Consider the following 17,863-nt stretch of genomic DNA (forward strand, 5'->3'; position numbering starts at 1 on the left):
GATTTAGTTACCTAAGAATCTATCATAAGCTTGGTTGTAAATTTCCATATATCTTTCTAAGCCCATTTTGTTAAGTGTAGCCACATAGTTATCCCAATCAGTATCTACATTTTGTTGACCTGTTGTCCATTTTGCTTTATTTTGATTTACATAGTCTTGTAAATCTGTTTGAAGAGCTGATAATTCTTTAGACTCTTCTGGAGTTAAGTTCATGTTTGGAATAGCTGGTGCTAAGAATGGTTTGTACATTTCGAGACGTTCATTAGCTCTGATTGAAGATTCTGTTTGAACAAGGTCGTTCATTTCCATATCTTTTGTTTCCATTGTTGGAGCATATGGACCTGGACATTCGCTAGATACGCCTGGTTCAAGTTCTATAATTTCCCATTTACCGCCCTCTCTTTCTTGAAGACGTTTACCGTATTTAAGTTTTAAAGAGTTTTCTTTTTCAAAGAATGAGTCAATGTAACGCATTGCAACTTCTGGATACTGGCAAGTAGCAGAGATGATTGCTCTGTTTTTATCAATACCGTAGTCGAATTGAGACCATAATTGATCACCATTTGGTCCTTTAAGTGGTTCGATTGCAATCCATTCAATGTCTGTACCTTCTAATGGTCCATTTGTAAGGTATGCACCTACGTAGTCAGAACTTCTTTTAGCCATATATTGGTTGTGGTCTTGTGTGAAAAGTTCTGGGTCAAGAAGACCTTCTGTATAAAGTTTGCTTGTCCATTTAATATAATCTTTGTAACCTTCTTGAACAGGTGTGTAGATAAGATCTTGTTCATCTTCAGAAAGCATCATGCTTCCAGTAAGTGTTACAACACCGAATGCACCACTGAAACCTGTATCACCATTCCATACATCATATGGAGGAACTGGTTCATAAGTCATTGGAATTTCGTCTGCCTTACCATTTCCGTTAGGATCTTGTGTTTTAAAAGCTTTTAAAACTTCATAGAATTCATCTGTTGTTGTTGGTACTTCTAAGCCTAATTTATCTAACCAAGTTTTGTTAATGCAAAGCTGAGTTGTAGGGATACCTGCATTTGCATTTACAGCTGGAATAGAGTAAATGTTACCGTCTGGCATTGTAATAGCGTTTTTGATATCTGGGCGCTCTTCAAGTACCGCTTTGATATTTGGAGCATATTGATCAATAAGATCGTTAAGTGGAAGGAATAATCCCATTCCAGCATATTTATTAATCATAGTAGAACTTAAACCTGAGAAGAAGATATCAGGAAGTTTATTTGATGCAAGAACTAAGTTAAGTTTTTCAGTTGCACCATCTCCACTTACTGTTTCGAAGTCTACTTGAACATTTGTTTTTTCTGCAAGTTCTGCAAATACTGGATAGTCATCCCAGTCGCCATTTCCAGGTTCGCCATAAGCGAAAGCTGTTAATTGGATAGGCTCTTCAACGATTGGATAACCTGTTAAGTTAACTTCTACGCCTGAAGATGAAGTGTTTCCTCCTGCTGCTGCTTGTGATTTGTTTCCAGTGCTACATCCTGTTACAGAAGATACTAAGAGCATTGTAGCTGTTGCTAAAGTTAAAGCTTTAGTGAATTTTCTCATAACTGTCCCCTCCGGTTGTTTGTAATAAAGTCATAAAAACGGATAAATTCTAGTGATACACATGTATAAATTAACTAGAAATAAATGTCTTTATGTCAGAATCAAATTTAATATATATAAATAATAACATATATTTTTGGTTTTTAAAGAGATTATGAACAAAAAAATATAAAAAATTAATTTTTTGTTTATAATCAACAAAAATACGACTAAAATTATAGAGATAGAGACAGTAAAATGTAGCATAATGACGAATAGCATAGTAAGAAAAAGGAAAAAAAGTTATAATAGGGGATAGATCAATAAGCGTGAAAGGAAAGAGAATATGTTAGCCATTGATAATTTTGTTGGGGATACACTTAAAAGATTAGAACAGATTGCACCATTAAATTGTTTAGATATACGATCTTATAAGAAAAATAGAAAAATTGTGATAGAAAAGTTAGAAGAGGGTTATAACCTTTATGAAGAAGGCTTTCATGAAGAGGTTTTTTATGACCTATCTAAGGAAGAACTTAAGAAGCTACTTAAAATTATTGAAAAGAGGGAATTTCCAAGAAGTAATAAGTTAAGACTTTATGTACTAGATTCGAGAGAAAGTAGTGTTGCAAGAGCGAATTATAGACAAGAAGTAGAAGAAGAGGAACAGGAATTAGAAAAAGTATTTCTGAAATGCCCCTATAACTTATTTACGCCTATTAAGAGTTTACTAGAGGAGCAGGGAGGGGAAATTATAAATGTAGATTTTAGAGAAGAAGTAGGTATACAAATGCTTCTTAATGAAGGTGTATATAGTTTATTAAAAGAATATGTAAAAGACGAACAGAATATAGAACTCTATACGTATTATTAGGAGATTAAAATATGAAACAAATTATAATAGAAGATAATAGTGTATTAGAAAAGTTTTTTAGACGTAATAGAAAGTATGAAGAAAAGATTATAAATGAGATTCAGGAGAATCTTCTATCTATTATAAAAGAGAAAGCTTATAAAATTAAAACAGTAAAGGGCTATAAATATGAAGGTAAGACCATTTATGAATATAAAATTCCATTAGATAAAGTTTTTTCTTGTAGGGTAGCGTACATTTATCAGGAAGAGAAGATTATAGTATTCTTTATTTCTCTTACTACTATTAAGCATGAGTTTACTAAATTGATTGCAGGGGTAGTAGGTGTAACGAAAAGTTAAAATAAGAATAATAGGTTACATAATTTAACAAATATAAAACAGGAACTTTATCATAAAATGCTACGTCTAAGATGTATAAATCAAAACTTTTGATAATAAGGAGAGTATAAAGATGAAAATAAATAAAAAAGTTATAGCTATTATGATGACACTTGCAGTGGCAGGAAGCCTTGTAGGATGTGGACAGTCAAATACACCAGAAACACCAGAAACAGGAGTTGTAACGCCAGAAGAGAAACCAGAAGAAGGAACAGAGCAAGATATCGTAGAGCCAGAAACATCAGCATTAGCAGGTTTAGTAGAAACTATTACAGAGGGCATAGAGCTTCCAAGTCAAACTACCATGTTACCGGAAATGTTTGCAGATGCCTATGGAATAGATACAAGTTTACTTAAAGATTATTATGTAAGTATTTCTATGATGAATGTACATGCAACAGAAATTGCAGTATTTGAGTTAAATGACGAAAAAGATGCCGAAGCAGTTATGGAAGGTATTGAAAAAAGACAAAAAGGATTAGAAGAACAATGGATGAGCTATCTTCCAGAACAATATGAATTAGTTCAAAACTATCAAACAGCTCAAAAAGGAAATAAAATCTTATTTGTTATTAATGAACAAGCAGACAAGATTGTAGAGAACTTTAACAATGTAGCTGAATAATAATATACAAAAAGAGCAACTCATAAAAGTGAGGTGCTCTTTTTGTATACTAGGATTTTTTTATTTGTTTATCATCTTTTGGAATTTCTTCAGGGGCACGTCCTTCAGAATAATCAATAGTAGAAGCTGCTGTGTGACCGCAGTTACACCATGCATTTGTTGTCGCTGTTTTTTTTGCTTTATTCATAGGTTGTTTCACTCCTAAGCTTTAAAATGAAAGATTTAAAAATAGTATATGGAGATTAGAAAAAGTCATGCTGGATAAAGAAAGGAAATTAAGATATATATTTCCATGAATATCCAGATTGACAAGAATATGTCAATGTGGTATCTTAGTTAGGTAAGATACATATTTTTAAATTGTTATTGTTAGATATAATAGACGGGAGACTTGAGACATGAGTAAAAAAGTAGCAAAGATGTTAGTTGCTGTTATGATGGTAGCAACAGTAGCTTTAACTGTAGGATGTGCACAGCAAGCACCAGAAATGCAACCAGAGACAACTACAGAAGTAAAAGCTGAAGAAAATGCAGATGCAGTAACAGGAGCATCAGCAGAAGAATATGAAGTAACAGATTTAGAATGGAGTGCACAGCCACAACTTGGAATCATCAAAGGTGATTATTATAAAGAGGAAGAGCGTTTTAGACAAGGTCATTTAGGAATTTTTGAAGTTGTAAAAAATGGGGATGAGATTGTTAAAGTAGAGTTTAACGAAAATACACGTCCAAATTACTACAACCGTTTTTATCAAGATGTGCCAAAGCGTTTATCAGAATACAACTTCAGCATGGGTAAAGCTAAAGGTGCAGCATGGATTCAAAGTGTTGTTTTAGTTGAAAAACAAATGTTAGAAGAACAAAGATTAACAGGTGAGTTTGATGTAGTATCAGGTGCATCAAATAGTATTTACCAAGCGATGGTACCACTTGCAGAAAAAGTAGAGCCATTATTAGCTCAGCCTTCAAAGCAAAAATTCTACGGTATTGCTGAAGAATTAGGTGGCGGTTTAACTGGTCAACTTAAAGTAATTGTAGAAGATGGAAAGATTATTTCTTGTCGTTATGATGAAATCTTCGCAGATGATCCAGCAGACATTGAAGAAGATAAATTAAAAGGATTCTACAGACAATCAAAATATGAAAGTGTTATGTATGATGAGCCATCAAGAATTGGCTTCAACGTACAAATGGATGCTTTAAATGAGAAAGTAGTAGAAACACAAAACTTATTAGATTTAACAGGTCTTCCAGCTATTGAAGCAACAGGAGATTATGGTAAATCAGGTTATACAGAGCGTAATACTGCATGGGATAACTATCTTGCATTAGCTGAAAAACTTTTAGCTGAAATGGAAGCGGATAAAGTTTTATATTAATAGATAGAAGGAAGGGACTGTTTTTAGCAGTCCCTTTTTTGTATTAATATTTTTAGTTCTAAAATAGTGTACGAGCCCCATACAATAGAGAAGAGGGGAGGAATAAAATGAATGCATTTGGAGCAGCCTTACTCGCTTTAGTAGCAGAAGGAGGTGGCGTATTAACAGGAATTTTATTATTATATCTTTTTCACATTAAAAGTAAGAGACTTATAGGTATGCTTTTTGGAACGACTTCTGGGATTATGATTGCCATGATTTGTTTTGATGTGTTACCACATGCATTAGAGTCAGGTGAAAATATACTGATGATGATTGGTGTGATAATAGGAATTCTAATAGGAATTTTTTTAGAGGATTTTACAGAACTTTTAGGGGACAAGTTTGGAGCCGGTCATAACAAGAAAATGCATACCGGGCTGATTTTGCTATTAGGAATAGCTATACATAATATACCTGAAGGAGTAGCTTTAGGTACGTTAGCTGCTACGTCGCCTGAAACTATTTTAAAATTTGCTTTTGTTATAGGAATTCATAGTATACCTGAGGCTATAGCTGTGGCGATTCCACTTAAAATAGCTAAGACACCTTATAAGACTATTGCGATGATTCCTCCTGTACTAGGTGGGATCATGGGAATTGGAGCTTTCTGTGGATTTATTATGAGCCAGATGGCAAGTTTTTTTATAACTGTTATGCTAGGGCTTGCAGCGGGAATCATTCTTTATATTGTGTGTCAGGAACTACTTCCAGAATCACGTAAAATATGGAATGGAAGACTTACAACTATAGCAACGGTAGTAGGGATTATATTAGGCATGTTATTAGTCAAATAATGTTACATTTTGGCAACAAATCTTTACGACTATGCTTCATTATGTAAAAATATGCTAATATAGAGTGAGACATAAATAAGCAGGAGGCCTTACATGAAGCTTAGAAAAAGACTCATTGCCACTATGGCATGTGTAATTGCAATGAATAATCCCATTTTTGGGCTTGAACCTATAAATACTGTACAGACACATACATATGAAACAACAAAAGAAGTCATTATAGATATTAAAAATACAACGAACGTGAAGAATTTTAATGATACCTATTATATTTCCACTGATTTTATTAAATCTTATATACATGATGTAAAGGTAAAGTGGGATAGTATAAATAAACAGACTATTATTACTGTTAATCAGAAAGACTATAGTGTGAAGGTAGGATCTAAAGAGCTTATAACAGAAGAAGGCAGTTATGATTTAGCTAGTCCAGTAGTAACTTATAAAGACCGTACTTTTGTACCAGCTAAAGCTTTCATGCAAGCAGTAGGCGGAGATGTGAAGTATGATGCTGTGCAGAAAACGTTACAATTTAATGTACCACTAACGCAAGAAGAGATACTGAATCAAGCACCTATAGCAGACTTTGACTTTATTCAAGAAAGTTATATAGATGGGCAAGAAGTAAAGGTAATAGATAAAAGCATAGATTTAGATGGACATAATATTACAAATTGGCAATGGCAGATATCTGGAGATAGGGCAAGCTATAGTTCATTTGCAGAGCTAGGGGTTCATCTAGAAGTTGGAGAAAATGTAGTAGCATTGCGTGTTAAAGATTCACTTGGTAAATGGAGTGAATGGACAAATAAAAAAGTCGTAATTGAACCTAATCAAATTCCACTAATCAAAGCAGTAGAAGTAGATAAAAAAACTTATCAACAAGGTGAGCCTATTACCTTTAAAGATTATGAGTATGAAAATGAAGAGTGGGAAAAGATCACAGAAGAAAAGTGGACTTATCAATGTATCAGCCAAGATAATATGCCACTAATTGAAGGTAAACCGTATAAACTTTTTGCTGAGGGAACTTATCACGTTACACTTCAAATTAAAGATGAAAAAGGACAGTGGAGCTTGCCTTATGTGAAGGAGATAGAAGTAGGCAAAGAGGTTCTTCAAAGTGAGCTTACTTATCGCTTTACAGAAGGACGTATTGGAGATATTTTAGAGAACTATAAAAACTTTAATTTCCAAGAATTTGAGGCCATTATACCAACACGTGTTACTTATACAGGTGCCACACTTATGATGAGTAATTCACCAGAATCTGTTCAAACTAAAGGTATTCTTTATGAAGATACCATTCAAGGAGAAGGACGTATTCTCTATCATCATAAAAATGCTTCTACAGATAAGTCTAAAAAAAGATTTGTCATTGTAATGGAGAATGTAAATGAAGTGCCTATTAAAGTTGTGACGATGAATGCAAGCCATAAGGGACCTTCCACAGATGTTTTATACTTAGGTCAACAGGTTGCTTATGACATTTTAGGCCAAAATCATGAAAAGCATTATAATTTGGCACCGGGAGAAAAACGTTATCTTTTTGATACAGGAAATAAAAATTGGTATCAAGGTCAAACTATTTCGGGCATGATAGATCTTTATTCACAAAGTCCAGTAAAGATTACCATTGCTATGGTAGGGGATCAAACAGAGATTAAACATTTAGAAAATCTTGTGTATCTTCCAAGAGATGGTGTACATACAAGAGGCACATTCCCAAATGCAGATAGATATTATACGGTAGATGTGCCTAAAAATAAACCTTATAAACTTATGTTAGGCTTACCATCAGGAGATATTGAACAGCCAATAGAAGGTTATGATGCCTTAACGGGACAAAGTACTGTTAATAAGGGTAATTATGGTGTTAAATATCATATTCGTACAACAGCTGAAGTAAATACTGGACTTCTTTTAAATCCAAGGGGTAATATTTTTAAAGGTGCTATTGGATGGGCAAATAATCGCAGCTATTATGCTCCAAGTGGACATTTAAATGGGGCGAAAAGTGCAGCTAATATTGGTGTTGTAAAAGAGGGGGAGACAAAAGAACTGCTTTATATGTTGCCAAATGGCTCTGCAGCACCTGTTTTAATTTGTTTTATTCCAGAAAATTTATGGAATTATTATTAAAATATTTGTAGAATAGGATAGCCTTCTTAGTGAAAAAATAAAGATGCAATATATCTTATTGTCACTAAGGAGGATTTTTATATGCCAAAATTATATTGTGGTGTAGAAAACTGCACTTATAATGCTGAACATTGTTGTTGTTTAGGAAAAGTAGATGTAGATGGTTCAGAAGCAACAGATTGTACAGAAGGTACTTGCTGTAATAGTTTTGTAGAAGATAATGGGGTTCATAACTGTAGTGGAGAACCTGAGCCAAATTCAGAAATCGACTGTAAGGCAGAAAGTTGTATGCATAATGAAAACTGCAAATGTCATGCAGAAAGTATAGAAGTAGTAGGTAATGGAGCTTGTCGCTGTGGACAAACAGAATGCAGTACTTTTACCAGAAGATAGTAGAATATGAAAAGTGATAAAAAGGCATACTAGACTTGTTAAAAAATTTAAGGAGGCATTAGCCATGAAAAATTCAACAAATAACTCAACAAATAACAACACAGGTTTCAATAATTCAACAAACAATGCAAGTAACTGTGGAAGATGCAATAACTCAACAAATAACTCAACAAATAATTCAACAAATAATTCAACAAACAACAGCACAAACTGCAGATAGTCTATTACATTCAAATAGCTCAAATAGGTTGAAGGGTAAAAAAGTCATTAGGAGAACAAACATTCTCCTAATGACTTTTTCTTTCTAACTACATAGTGTATGATAGAGAAAAATAGATGGAACACTTAAAAAGAAAGAAGGGAGAAAGGAATGAATCAAACAACACCTTTTAAAATTGAATCAGCTTTTAAACCCATGGGAGATCAGCCTGAGGCCATTAGAAAAATGGCAGAGAGTATAAAAAAAGGTAATCGCTATCAGACGCTCTTAGGTGTAACAGGCTCAGGAAAAACCTTTACCATGGCTAATATTATAGAAAAAACTCAAAAGCCTACCCTTATTATTGCACATAACAAGACTCTAGCAGCACAGCTTTATAGTGAGTTTAAAGAATTCTTTCCTAATAATGCAGTAGAGTACTTTGTTTCTTATTATGATTATTATCAACCAGAAGCTTATGTACCTCAAAGTGATACTTATATTGAAAAAGACTCCAGTGTTAATGAAGAAATAGATAAACTGCGTCACTCAGCTACAGCTTCTTTATCTGAAAGAAGGGATGTAATTATTGTAGCAAGTGTATCTTGTATTTATGGTTTAGGTGACCCCATTGACTATGAAAATCAAGTACTATCCTTAAGACAAGGTGCAGAAATGGATAGAGATGATGTACTACGTAAATTAGTTCAGATTCAATATAACCGAAATGATATGGACTTTGCTAGATCTACCTTTAGAGTAAGAGGAGATACAGTAGAGATTATACCGGCAGGAGCATCTGAGAAAGCTATTCGCGTAGAGTTTTTTGGGGATGAAATAGATCGTATAGCAGAGATTGATCCATTAACAGGAGCCGTACTAGGTTATAGAGAACATGTCTCTATTTTCCCAGCTTCTCACTATGCTATTAGTAGAGAGAAGATGGAAGTGGCTATTGAAGCTATAGAGAGTGAGCTTAAAGAACGTCTAGAAGAACTAAAAAATGAAGACAAGCTCCTTGAGATGCAAAGATTAAGTCAGCGTACTAATTTTGACGTTGAGATGCTAAGAGAAATGGGATACTGCTCTGGAGTTGAAAATTACTCACGTCACCTATCTGGCAGAGAGGCTGGCAGTACACCTTTTACACTTCTTGACTACTTCCCAGATGATTATCTTATTATGATCGATGAATCTCATATGACAGTACCTCAAATTAGAGCTATGTATAATGGCGACCAGGCCCGTAAAAATGTACTTGTAGACTATGGTTTTCGATTACCGTCCGCTCTTGATAACAGGCCTCTTAAATTTGAAGAGTTTGAAGAAAAGATTAATCAAATTATGTTTGTTTCAGCTACGCCAGCGCAGTATGAGTTAGAGCATTCCTTAACTATTGCAGAGCAGCTTATTCGTCCAACAGGGCTTCTTGATCCACCAATTGATGTAAGACCTGTTAAAGGACAAATTGATGATTTACTTAGTGAGATTACAAAACGCACTGCTAAAGGTGAGAAAGTACTTGTTACAACGCTTACAAAACGTATGTCTGAAGACTTAACAGATTACTTAAGAGAAATGGGTGTCAAAGTTAAATATTTACATTCAGATATTGATACACTAGAGCGTATTGAAATTGTACGTGATTTACGTATGGGTATTTTTGATGTATTGGTAGGGATTAACTTATTGCGTGAGGGACTAGATATTCCAGAGGTAGCCCTTGTAGCTATTTTAGATGCGGACAAGGAAGGTTTCTTACGTTCTGAAACATCACTTATTCAGACTATAGGGCGTGCAGCTCGAAATGCGGATGGACAGGTTATTATGTATGCAGATAATATGACACGTTCTATGCAAAGTGCCATCTCCGAAACCAATAGAAGAAGGCAGATTCAAGAAGCTTATAATGAAGAACATGGTATTGTACCTCAAACCATTAAGAAAGATATACGTGACCTCATAGTCGCAACCAAAACTGCAGCTAAGAATGAAGAGTTCTTTAAAGAAAAAGATCCAGAGTCTATGAGTAAGGATGAACTTGAAAAAACTATAGCTAAAGTAGAAAAAGAAATGAAAAAGGCAGCGAGAGATTTACAGTTTGAACGTGCAGCAGAATTACGTGATACACTTATTAAGCTTAAACAAATACTAGCATCAAATTAGAGTTTTGCCTAAAAATACTACCGAACACATGTTTGATTATGTCGTTTTATATGCTATAATAGGCATAAAATGATAAATTAAGAAGGGGAAAATATGAAAAATAAGATTGTCATAAAAGGTGCGAGAGAGCACAACTTAAAAAATATTGATCTTGAACTTAATCGTGACCAGCTTATTGTTTTTACAGGGCTTAGTGGTTCAGGTAAGTCTTCATTAGCATTTGATACGATTTATGCAGAGGGTCAGAGAAGATATGTAGAATCTTTATCAGCTTATGCAAGACAATTCTTAGGTCAGATGGAAAAGCCAGAGGTAGATTATATTTCAGGGTTATCACCAGCTATTTCTATAGATCAAAAGACAACAAGTAAAAACCCACGTTCTACAGTTGGAACAGTTACAGAAATCTATGATTACTTAAGACTTCTTTTTGCTCGAGTAGGTGTGCCACATTGTCCAAACTGTGGCAAGGAAATTAAGAAGCAAACTATTGACCAAATGGTAGATCAGCTTATGGAATTACCTGAGCGTACAAAGGTTCAGCTCCTTGCACCTATTGTAAGAGGCCGTAAAGGAAGACATGAAAAAGTACTTGAAACGGCAGTGAAACAAGGTTATATCAGAGCGCGTATTGATGGAGAAGTTGTAGATCTGACAGAGGCAGAGATTGAACTTGACAAAAATAAAAAGCACTCTATCGATATTGTTGTAGACCGTCTTGTTATTAAAGAAGGAATCGGTAAACGTCTTACAGACTCTATTGAGACTATTATGAAGCAAAGTGGTGGTCTGATGATTGCTGAAATTAATGGTGTAGAAGAAATGAACTTTAGCCAAAGTTTTTCTTGTCCAGATTGCCAAATTAGCATTGAGGAAATTGAGCCACGTCTATTCTCCTTCAACAATCCATTTGGTGCTTGTCCAACTTGTACAGGTCTTGGTGAGAAGTTAGAAGTAGATCCCGAGCTTGTTATTCCTAATCCAGAGCTTACCCTTAGACAAGGAGCTATCGCAGTTATTGGTTGGGGTTCTATAGGTAATCCGGATAGCTATGCTTATGCACTTTTTGATGCGCTAATGAAAAAGTATCATTTTAATTTAGACACACCATTTAAGGAATTGCCAGAAGATATTCAAAACATGATTTTATATGGAACAGATGGTGAAAAAGTACAGTTTACTTTCTCTGGTGAATATGGAACACGTAACTATGATTATGCCTTTGAAGGTGTCATAGCCAATACAAAACGTCGTTATGAAGAGAGTAGCTCTGAAAGTATGCGTGATGAGTACGAAAGCTATATGACAAGTATTCCATGTAAAACTTGTAAAGGTGCTAGACTTAAACCAGAAGCACTTGCAGTTACTATTGGAGATAAAAACATTAATCAGGTCACAAGCATGTCTATTGGTGATCTTAGAACTTTCTTCCTTGAAGTAGAGCTTACAGATAGGCAAAAAGCAATTGGTGTACAAATCCTAAAGGAAATTAATGCAAGGCTTGGGTTCTTAGTAGATGTAGGTCTTGATTATCTGACTTTATCACGTTCATCAGGAACATTATCAGGTGGAGAAGCTCAGCGTATTAGGCTTGCCACACAAATTGGTTCAGGACTTGTAGGGGTACTTTATATTTTAGACGAGCCAAGTATTGGGCTTCATCAAAGAGATAATGAGAGACTCATTCAGACACTTGTGCGTCTTCGCGACCTTGGAAATACACTCATTGTTGTAGAGCATGATGAGGATACCATGCATGCTGCAGATTGGATTGTAGATATAGGACCAGGAGCAGGTGAGCATGGTGGCAATATTATTTCGAGTGGTCCAATTGATACGATTTTAGCATGTGAGGAATCTGAAACAGGTGCATACTTAAGTGGACGTAAACAAATTGAAGTGCCTGAAGTAAGGAGAAAAGGTAACGGCAATAAGATTAAAATTGTAGGTGCCAAAGAGAATAACCTTAAAAATGTGAGTGTAGATATTCCACTTGGAACACTAACTTGTATCACAGGTGTATCAGGATCAGGAAAAAGTACACTTATTAATGAAATCTTGCTTAAGCGTTTATCAAGAGATTTAAATCGAGCTAAATGTAAACCAGGTGCACATAGAGATATTAAAGGTCTTGAAAACTTAGATAAAGTTATTCATATTGATCAGTCTCCAATTGGACGTACACCACGTTCAAATCCAGCTACTTATGTAGGGGTATTTGATATGATTCGTGATGTATTTGCACAGACACAGGAAGCTAAGATGAAAGGGTATCAAAAAGGTCGTTTTAGCTTTAATGTAAAAGGGGGACGCTGTGAAGCATGTCGTGGCGATGGTATGCTGAAGATTGAAATGCATTTCCTACCAGATGTCTATGTACCTTGTGAAGTATGTAAAGGTAAACGTTACAATAGAGAAACTTTAGAAGTGAAGTATAAAGAGAAAACGATTTCAGATGTATTAGATATGACAGTAGAAGAAGCGCTTAAATTCTTTGAGAACTTCCAAGCGATTAGCCGTAAACTTCAGACACTTTATGATGTAGGTCTAGGTTATATTAGACTTGGACAATCTTCTACGACTTTATCAGGTGGGGAGGCGCAACGTGTTAAACTTGCGACAGAGCTCAGTCGCCGTGGTACAGGAAAGACGATGTATATTTTAGATGAACCAACTACAGGTCTGCACTTTGCGGATGTGCATAAGCTTGTAGGCATTTTAGATAGGCTCGTAGAGAATGGTAATACAGTTGTAGTTATTGAGCATAACTTAGATGTTATTAAAACAGCTGATTATATTATTGATTTAGGTCCTGAAGGTGGTAGCCGTGGTGGTGAAATTGTAGCAACAGGTACACCAGAAAAAGTAGCTAGAGTAGAAGGTTCTTATACAGGTAAATTCCTTAAGAAAATATTAAATATATAAGCATAGATGTGCAAAAAAGCCAAGCCCTTATGCAGTTCCCCCTTAAAATAACTGCATGGGCTTGGCTTTTTATGTGGCAAGGGTAGTGTCTATAGATTGTATAAGCGTCATGAGCTTAAGGTTAAGAAGGGAAAGGCTCTTCTGTGGTGAACTCATAGGTATTAGGTGGGTATTGTCTGCATCTGCCGTTTATAGGGATGTCAACACATATATAAGGGTCAGATGGGAGGTAGCACGTAGTACGTATGGAGGTACCGTAAGAGAGGCCGGTTGCTTCTATAACTTATACGCTAGAGCTTATTTAAAGTATAGACACTTTTATATATTAAACCGTGCAAGCTTAGTTGCCACCATCTAGGCTTACTGGTTTGTAAACTAATCTGAATACTCATAATTTGGAAGGGGGACCAAAGTAGAATAGATAGATCGTTTACGGGTCGTAAGGTACTTTCACTACCTAGGATGTGTTTTGTATCTTACATATACTATATAGTCCTATGTAGCTAAAATTCTTCAAAATTTTTTTAAGAAATTTTTGACTTATAAAAAGAGATTAAATAAGTAAAAAAAGTGCATTTTTATTAAAGAAAAAGTAGCTTATAATAATTGGACAAACAATCAACCTCATTGAATAAGGAGAAGTAGGATGACAACTTTATTAAAGTTTGAAACTATGCAAATCAAAGTAAGTCCCTGGTTAGAAGAAGCAAGTGTACCTTTTATATCTCAAATTAATATTTTGCAGAATGGCTTAAAAAATAGATTGGAAGAGGGAGATGATATAGGACTAGGATTTGGAACTATACAGACACTTTATCCTTACGTTCAGCAAAATATCTATACAAGAAAACTAGAAGAGCAAGAGATAGAAGTTGTAAGATTAGAGAATGATTATTTAAGAGCTATATTTATACCAAGTTTAGGTGGAAGGCTATGGTCTTTATATGATAAGGTAGCCCAAAGAGATTTACTTTATGTAAATGATGTGATTAGGCCTAGTAATCTAGCTGTGCGTAATGCATGGGTAAGTGGTGGTGTAGAATGGAATATAGGCGTTATAGGGCATTCTCCATTTACATGTTCACAGCTTTTTGTAGGCGTAGTTGAAGTAGAGGGCATGGAAGTTCTAAGAATGTATGAATATGAACGTATTCGCAAAGTGACGTATCAAATGGACTTTTTCCTTCCTGAGGATTCTAAGTTTTTGATGTGCCGTATGAGGATTGTTAATCCTAATGAGATAGAAGTACCTATGTATTGGTGGAGCAATATGGCCGTACCTGAACTGGATGGGGGAAGGCTTGTTGTAGAAGCAGATGAGGCATATACCAATGGAGAAGGAGCTGTCTATAAGGTACAGGTACCTGTAGTAGAGGGAGTAGACATTACATATCCTAAAACGATTCCACATGCAGTAGACTATTTCTTTGATATTCCTAAAGTAAAAAGGAAGTATATTACACAGTTAGATGAATCCGGTTACGGTATGATTCAGACATCTACAAGTAGGCTTCAAGGCAGAAAACTTTTTGTATGGGGACAGGCAAGAGGCAGCGAGAGATGGCAGGAGTATTTGACCAATGAAGCAGGTCATTACATAGAAATTCAGGCAGGACTTGCTAAGACTCAATATGGATGTCTGCATATGGAACCAGCAAGTGAATGGGAATGGCTAGAGGCATATGGAGCTATTCAAGTAGATAAGCAACTTGTACAAGGAGAGTGGCAATCATTAAGGAAGCAGGTAACTCAAACTTTAGAAGAGGCATTACCTGAGAAGAGGCTAGAACAACTCCTTAAAGAGACTAGAGCATCTATCGCCTTGAGAGAGGCAAAACTTATAAAAACAGGAAGTGTATTTGGAGCTATAGAAAATATACGAAGAGAGCAAGAAGGAAAAGGGGCTTTAAGTGAAAACTTAGATTTTGGGCAAGTCTCTAAAGAAAATGAATGGGTACAACTCATGCTAGAAGGTAATATGGGGGGCTGTGAAGATAGGGAGATGTCAGGAAGCTATATGAAGGAAGACTATTATTATAAACTTCTTCAAAAGGCTGTGCAGCAAAAAGATAAGGATAATGCATATACTTGGTATCATTTAGGCCTTTATGAACTTGTACATCAGCAGCTTGATCAAGCCATTAATTCTTTAAAGCATTCTAGAGGTATAAAGGCTACAGCCTTCAATACCTATGCGCTGGCTATAGCGTATAGCCTAAGAGGGAATACAGAGGAAGCTATAGATTATTGTATAAAGGCTATGAGATTAAGGAATGATGATATAGGGTTAGTTAAGGAATGTTTATCTCTTTTATTAAAGAAGGAAGCGTATGAAATTTTACTGAAAGAAGTTGAAATGCTTCCAGATGCTATTCAAGATAATACAAGAATAAGGGCTTATAAAGCTTTTGCTTATGCTAAGTGTGGTAGTGTAGATAAGGCAGAGGAGATTCTAAGAAAAGATGAATGGCTAGAAGTAGAAGACATTCGAGAAGGGGAGTGCTTCACTGCTCAGTTATGGAACATCATTCAAGAGGGCAAAAAAGATAAAGAAGATTTGCCGTTTCAATTAGACTTTAAAGCTACTTTTTAAAAATAAAACTAGCACTGCTTAGAAAGCAGTGCTAGTTTTGGATTATCTGAATGTTTCTAAGCTGATGTCACCATCTTCGTATTTGGCAATAAGTTTATCATTGCCATTGTAGATGATACCAGTAAATTCTCTTGAACCAAATTCATCAGTAAGATCTTTGATGATTTCTTCCATGAAATCTCTTAAAACACGTTTGTCGGAGCGGGAAGCATTTCTTACATAGTCATTCCAGAGATCTTTTTTATCACTTGGTAAGTCAGTATATACTTCAAAGATAATTGTTTCGTAGTTATCAATACCTTCAAGTTTGAAATCGTCAATAGCAATTGTTAAATCTTTTAATGAATCAAAGTCAATAGATGGAAGTTTAGTATAATCAGAAATTAAATCATCTTCCATATCTTTTAAAGCGTTATCTGTGATTTGAAGGCTGTATTCAAATCTACCTTTTGTTGTATAAGTGAAAGTAGATACTGTTTCATCTTTGTAATCGTCAACAAATTCACCACGGATTTCTATAGAACCTAATTCATCTTGGATATCGCTGCAAATATTTTCAAAGAAAGTTTTTAGTTTTGATTCAGAAATACGTCCAAATGCTGATTTATCATATTTGCTATCGTAAGATACTTCAAGTTCGATGTATTCTTTTTTTGCATTATAAGTTAAGCCAAAGCCCCAGTCTACATCATATTTATCATCATATTCATCTTCGATAAGGGTAAGCATTTTTTTCATGCCTTTATCATCTAAAGATGGTTTGCTTGCTTCTTCTTCTTTTTTGTCTTCTTCTAATTGTTTATAGTAAGCTACTTGTTTTTCAAGGTTAGCTACTTGATTTTTAAGAGTAGCAATTTCAAGATTTTTGTTTGCAAGTTCAGTTTCACTTACACCACCTTGAGGTGTTTTTGAGGTGATTTGAACTGTTTTATTTGTACTGTCCCAGTTAACATTATTATTAGTAATTTGGCCAGCATCACGAAGTGACACATATACAGTACCATTTATCAGAAATGGTTCATATTGAGGTGCTTGAGCTTTTCCGTCATATGTAACTTTAATATTGTTATAAACTGCTTCTACTTTTTTAGTAAGGTTAGCAGCACTTACAGATAATGCGCCTGAGACCATAAGCATTGCACAACCAAGTGTTAAAGCTTTTTTTAGATTTCTATTCATTGAAAAAAACCTCCTTATAAGTCATACATAATTTCTTTAAACAAAGTATAACGAATAGGAGGTTATAATTCAATTGAACACAGTAAAATTAATGAAAATGTAACAAAAGATTACTTAATGTCTAACTTTCCATTATTATACGTAAATTGGTGAGTTGGCTGAGCTGCATCGTCTTCGATAATAATACCTTGTATAGGAATGTCTTGTTTACCTAAAGCAGTGATAATTTCAGTTGCAATAGCTGTCACCAATTTTTCCAGATCAGCTTTTGTTAGTTTTTTGAAAGCTTTAGCATCTTCTTTGTCATATTCAATGACTACGAGGACCTTACCATTATTATAGATGATTTCAAAGTCCCAGTCGATTTTATATTGCTTGTCAGAGCTTTTCTCGAGTTTATCTTCAAGTTGATCAAGTACAAAACTTATAGAAAGTGGGTTGTTCAAGTCTACTTGTGGTGCAGAAGCAAAAATGGGTATAGTACTACTTGCAATAAGGCAGGTTGTTATTCCTGTAAATAAAAACTTTTTAATGGACATAATAAAACCTCCTAAAAAATATAGAGTCTATAATTAGTATTGAAGATAGTATTGATTCTATTCTGGGAAA

The 17,863-nt window shown here is 34.8% G+C and carries 15 protein-coding genes; 11 read left to right on the top strand and 4 right to left on the bottom strand.

What is annotated here, in order from left to right; all coding sequences use genetic code 11:
* Nucleotides 1-3: 3 nt before the first annotated feature.
* Nucleotides 4-1,584: an extracellular solute-binding protein gene (locus ACLTBU_RS11125; RefSeq protein WP_177670229.1), complete on the bottom strand. Its 1,581-nt coding sequence runs from the start codon at nucleotides 1,582-1,584 to the stop codon at nucleotides 4-6.
* 325 nt (nucleotides 1,585-1,909) lie between these two features.
* Between ACLTBU_RS11125 and ACLTBU_RS11130 the strand changes: the two genes are divergently transcribed.
* The 3 genes from ACLTBU_RS11130 to ACLTBU_RS11140 all read left to right on the top strand — a co-directional run bounded on the left by ACLTBU_RS11130 (nucleotide 1,910) and on the right by ACLTBU_RS11140 (nucleotide 3,442).
* Nucleotides 1,910-2,437: a DUF1949 domain-containing protein gene (locus tag ACLTBU_RS11130; RefSeq protein WP_249331561.1), complete on the top strand. Its 528-nt coding sequence runs from the start codon at nucleotides 1,910-1,912 to the stop codon at nucleotides 2,435-2,437.
* An 11-nt stretch (nucleotides 2,438-2,448) separates the two neighbouring features.
* A complete protein-coding gene (locus tag ACLTBU_RS11135) occupies nucleotides 2,449-2,778 on the top strand; it encodes a hypothetical protein (RefSeq protein ID WP_412218921.1) in 330 nt (109 codons plus the stop codon).
* Between the two features lie 112 nt (nucleotides 2,779-2,890).
* Nucleotides 2,891-3,442 (top strand): DUF4358 domain-containing protein, encoded by a 552-nt coding sequence (locus ACLTBU_RS11140; protein ID WP_177670223.1) that lies wholly within the window; start codon nucleotides 2,891-2,893, stop codon nucleotides 3,440-3,442.
* Between the two features lie 49 nt (nucleotides 3,443-3,491).
* On the opposite strand, the gene ACLTBU_RS11145 is transcribed toward ACLTBU_RS11140, so the two are convergent.
* Complete coding sequence (locus tag ACLTBU_RS11145) at nucleotides 3,492-3,629, bottom strand: hypothetical protein (RefSeq protein ID WP_412218923.1); 138 nt, start codon at nucleotides 3,627-3,629, stop codon at nucleotides 3,492-3,494.
* Nucleotides 3,630-3,840: 211 nt separating this feature from the next.
* Between ACLTBU_RS11145 and ACLTBU_RS11150 the strand changes: the two genes are divergently transcribed.
* From ACLTBU_RS11150 to ACLTBU_RS11185, 8 genes are all read left to right on the top strand, one after another.
* A complete protein-coding gene (locus tag ACLTBU_RS11150; RefSeq protein ID WP_412218924.1) occupies nucleotides 3,841-4,821 on the top strand; it encodes a hypothetical protein in 981 nt (326 codons plus the stop codon).
* Nucleotides 4,822-4,928: 107 nt separating this feature from the next.
* Complete coding sequence (locus ACLTBU_RS11155) at nucleotides 4,929-5,657, top strand: ZIP family metal transporter (protein ID WP_412218925.1); 729 nt, start codon at nucleotides 4,929-4,931, stop codon at nucleotides 5,655-5,657.
* A 93-nt stretch (nucleotides 5,658-5,750) separates the two neighbouring features.
* Complete coding sequence (locus tag ACLTBU_RS11160) at nucleotides 5,751-7,799, top strand: stalk domain-containing protein (protein ID WP_412218927.1); 2,049 nt, start codon at nucleotides 5,751-5,753, stop codon at nucleotides 7,797-7,799.
* An 81-nt stretch (nucleotides 7,800-7,880) separates the two neighbouring features.
* Nucleotides 7,881-8,192 carry a DUF1540 domain-containing protein gene (locus tag ACLTBU_RS11165; protein ID WP_177670215.1) on the top strand — a complete coding sequence of 104 codons (312 nt, stop codon included), beginning with the start codon at nucleotides 7,881-7,883 and terminating at the stop codon, nucleotides 8,190-8,192.
* A 64-nt stretch (nucleotides 8,193-8,256) separates the two neighbouring features.
* Entirely contained in the window at nucleotides 8,257-8,412 is a 156-nt protein-coding gene (locus ACLTBU_RS11170; protein WP_412218928.1) for a hypothetical protein, read from the top strand.
* A 150-nt stretch (nucleotides 8,413-8,562) separates the two neighbouring features.
* Nucleotides 8,563-10,557 (top strand): excinuclease ABC subunit UvrB, encoded by a 1,995-nt coding sequence (uvrB, locus tag ACLTBU_RS11175; RefSeq protein ID WP_412218929.1) that lies wholly within the window; start codon nucleotides 8,563-8,565, stop codon nucleotides 10,555-10,557.
* Nucleotides 10,558-10,650: 93 nt separating this feature from the next.
* Entirely contained in the window at nucleotides 10,651-13,482 is a 2,832-nt protein-coding gene (gene uvrA, locus ACLTBU_RS11180; protein WP_412218931.1) for an excinuclease ABC subunit UvrA, read from the top strand.
* A gap of 646 nt (nucleotides 13,483-14,128) precedes the next feature.
* Entirely contained in the window at nucleotides 14,129-16,075 is a 1,947-nt protein-coding gene (locus ACLTBU_RS11185; protein ID WP_412218933.1) for a DUF5107 domain-containing protein, read from the top strand.
* Nucleotides 16,076-16,117: 42 nt separating this feature from the next.
* On the opposite strand, the gene ACLTBU_RS11190 is transcribed toward ACLTBU_RS11185, so the two are convergent.
* Nucleotides 16,118-17,254 (bottom strand): stalk domain-containing protein, encoded by a 1,137-nt coding sequence (locus tag ACLTBU_RS11190; protein WP_412218934.1) that lies wholly within the window; start codon nucleotides 17,252-17,254, stop codon nucleotides 16,118-16,120.
* Nucleotides 17,255-17,364: 110 nt separating this feature from the next.
* Nucleotides 17,365-17,793, bottom strand: a complete 429-nt coding sequence (locus ACLTBU_RS11195; RefSeq protein ID WP_412218936.1) for a hypothetical protein — start codon at nucleotides 17,791-17,793, stop codon at nucleotides 17,365-17,367.
* Nucleotides 17,794-17,863 lie beyond the last annotated feature (70 nt).

It is taken from the genome of Zhenhengia sp. (genome assembly GCF_046966505.1).
Taxonomy (GTDB): domain Bacteria; phylum Bacillota; class Clostridia; order Lachnospirales; family Cellulosilyticaceae; genus Zhenhengia; species Zhenhengia yiwuensis.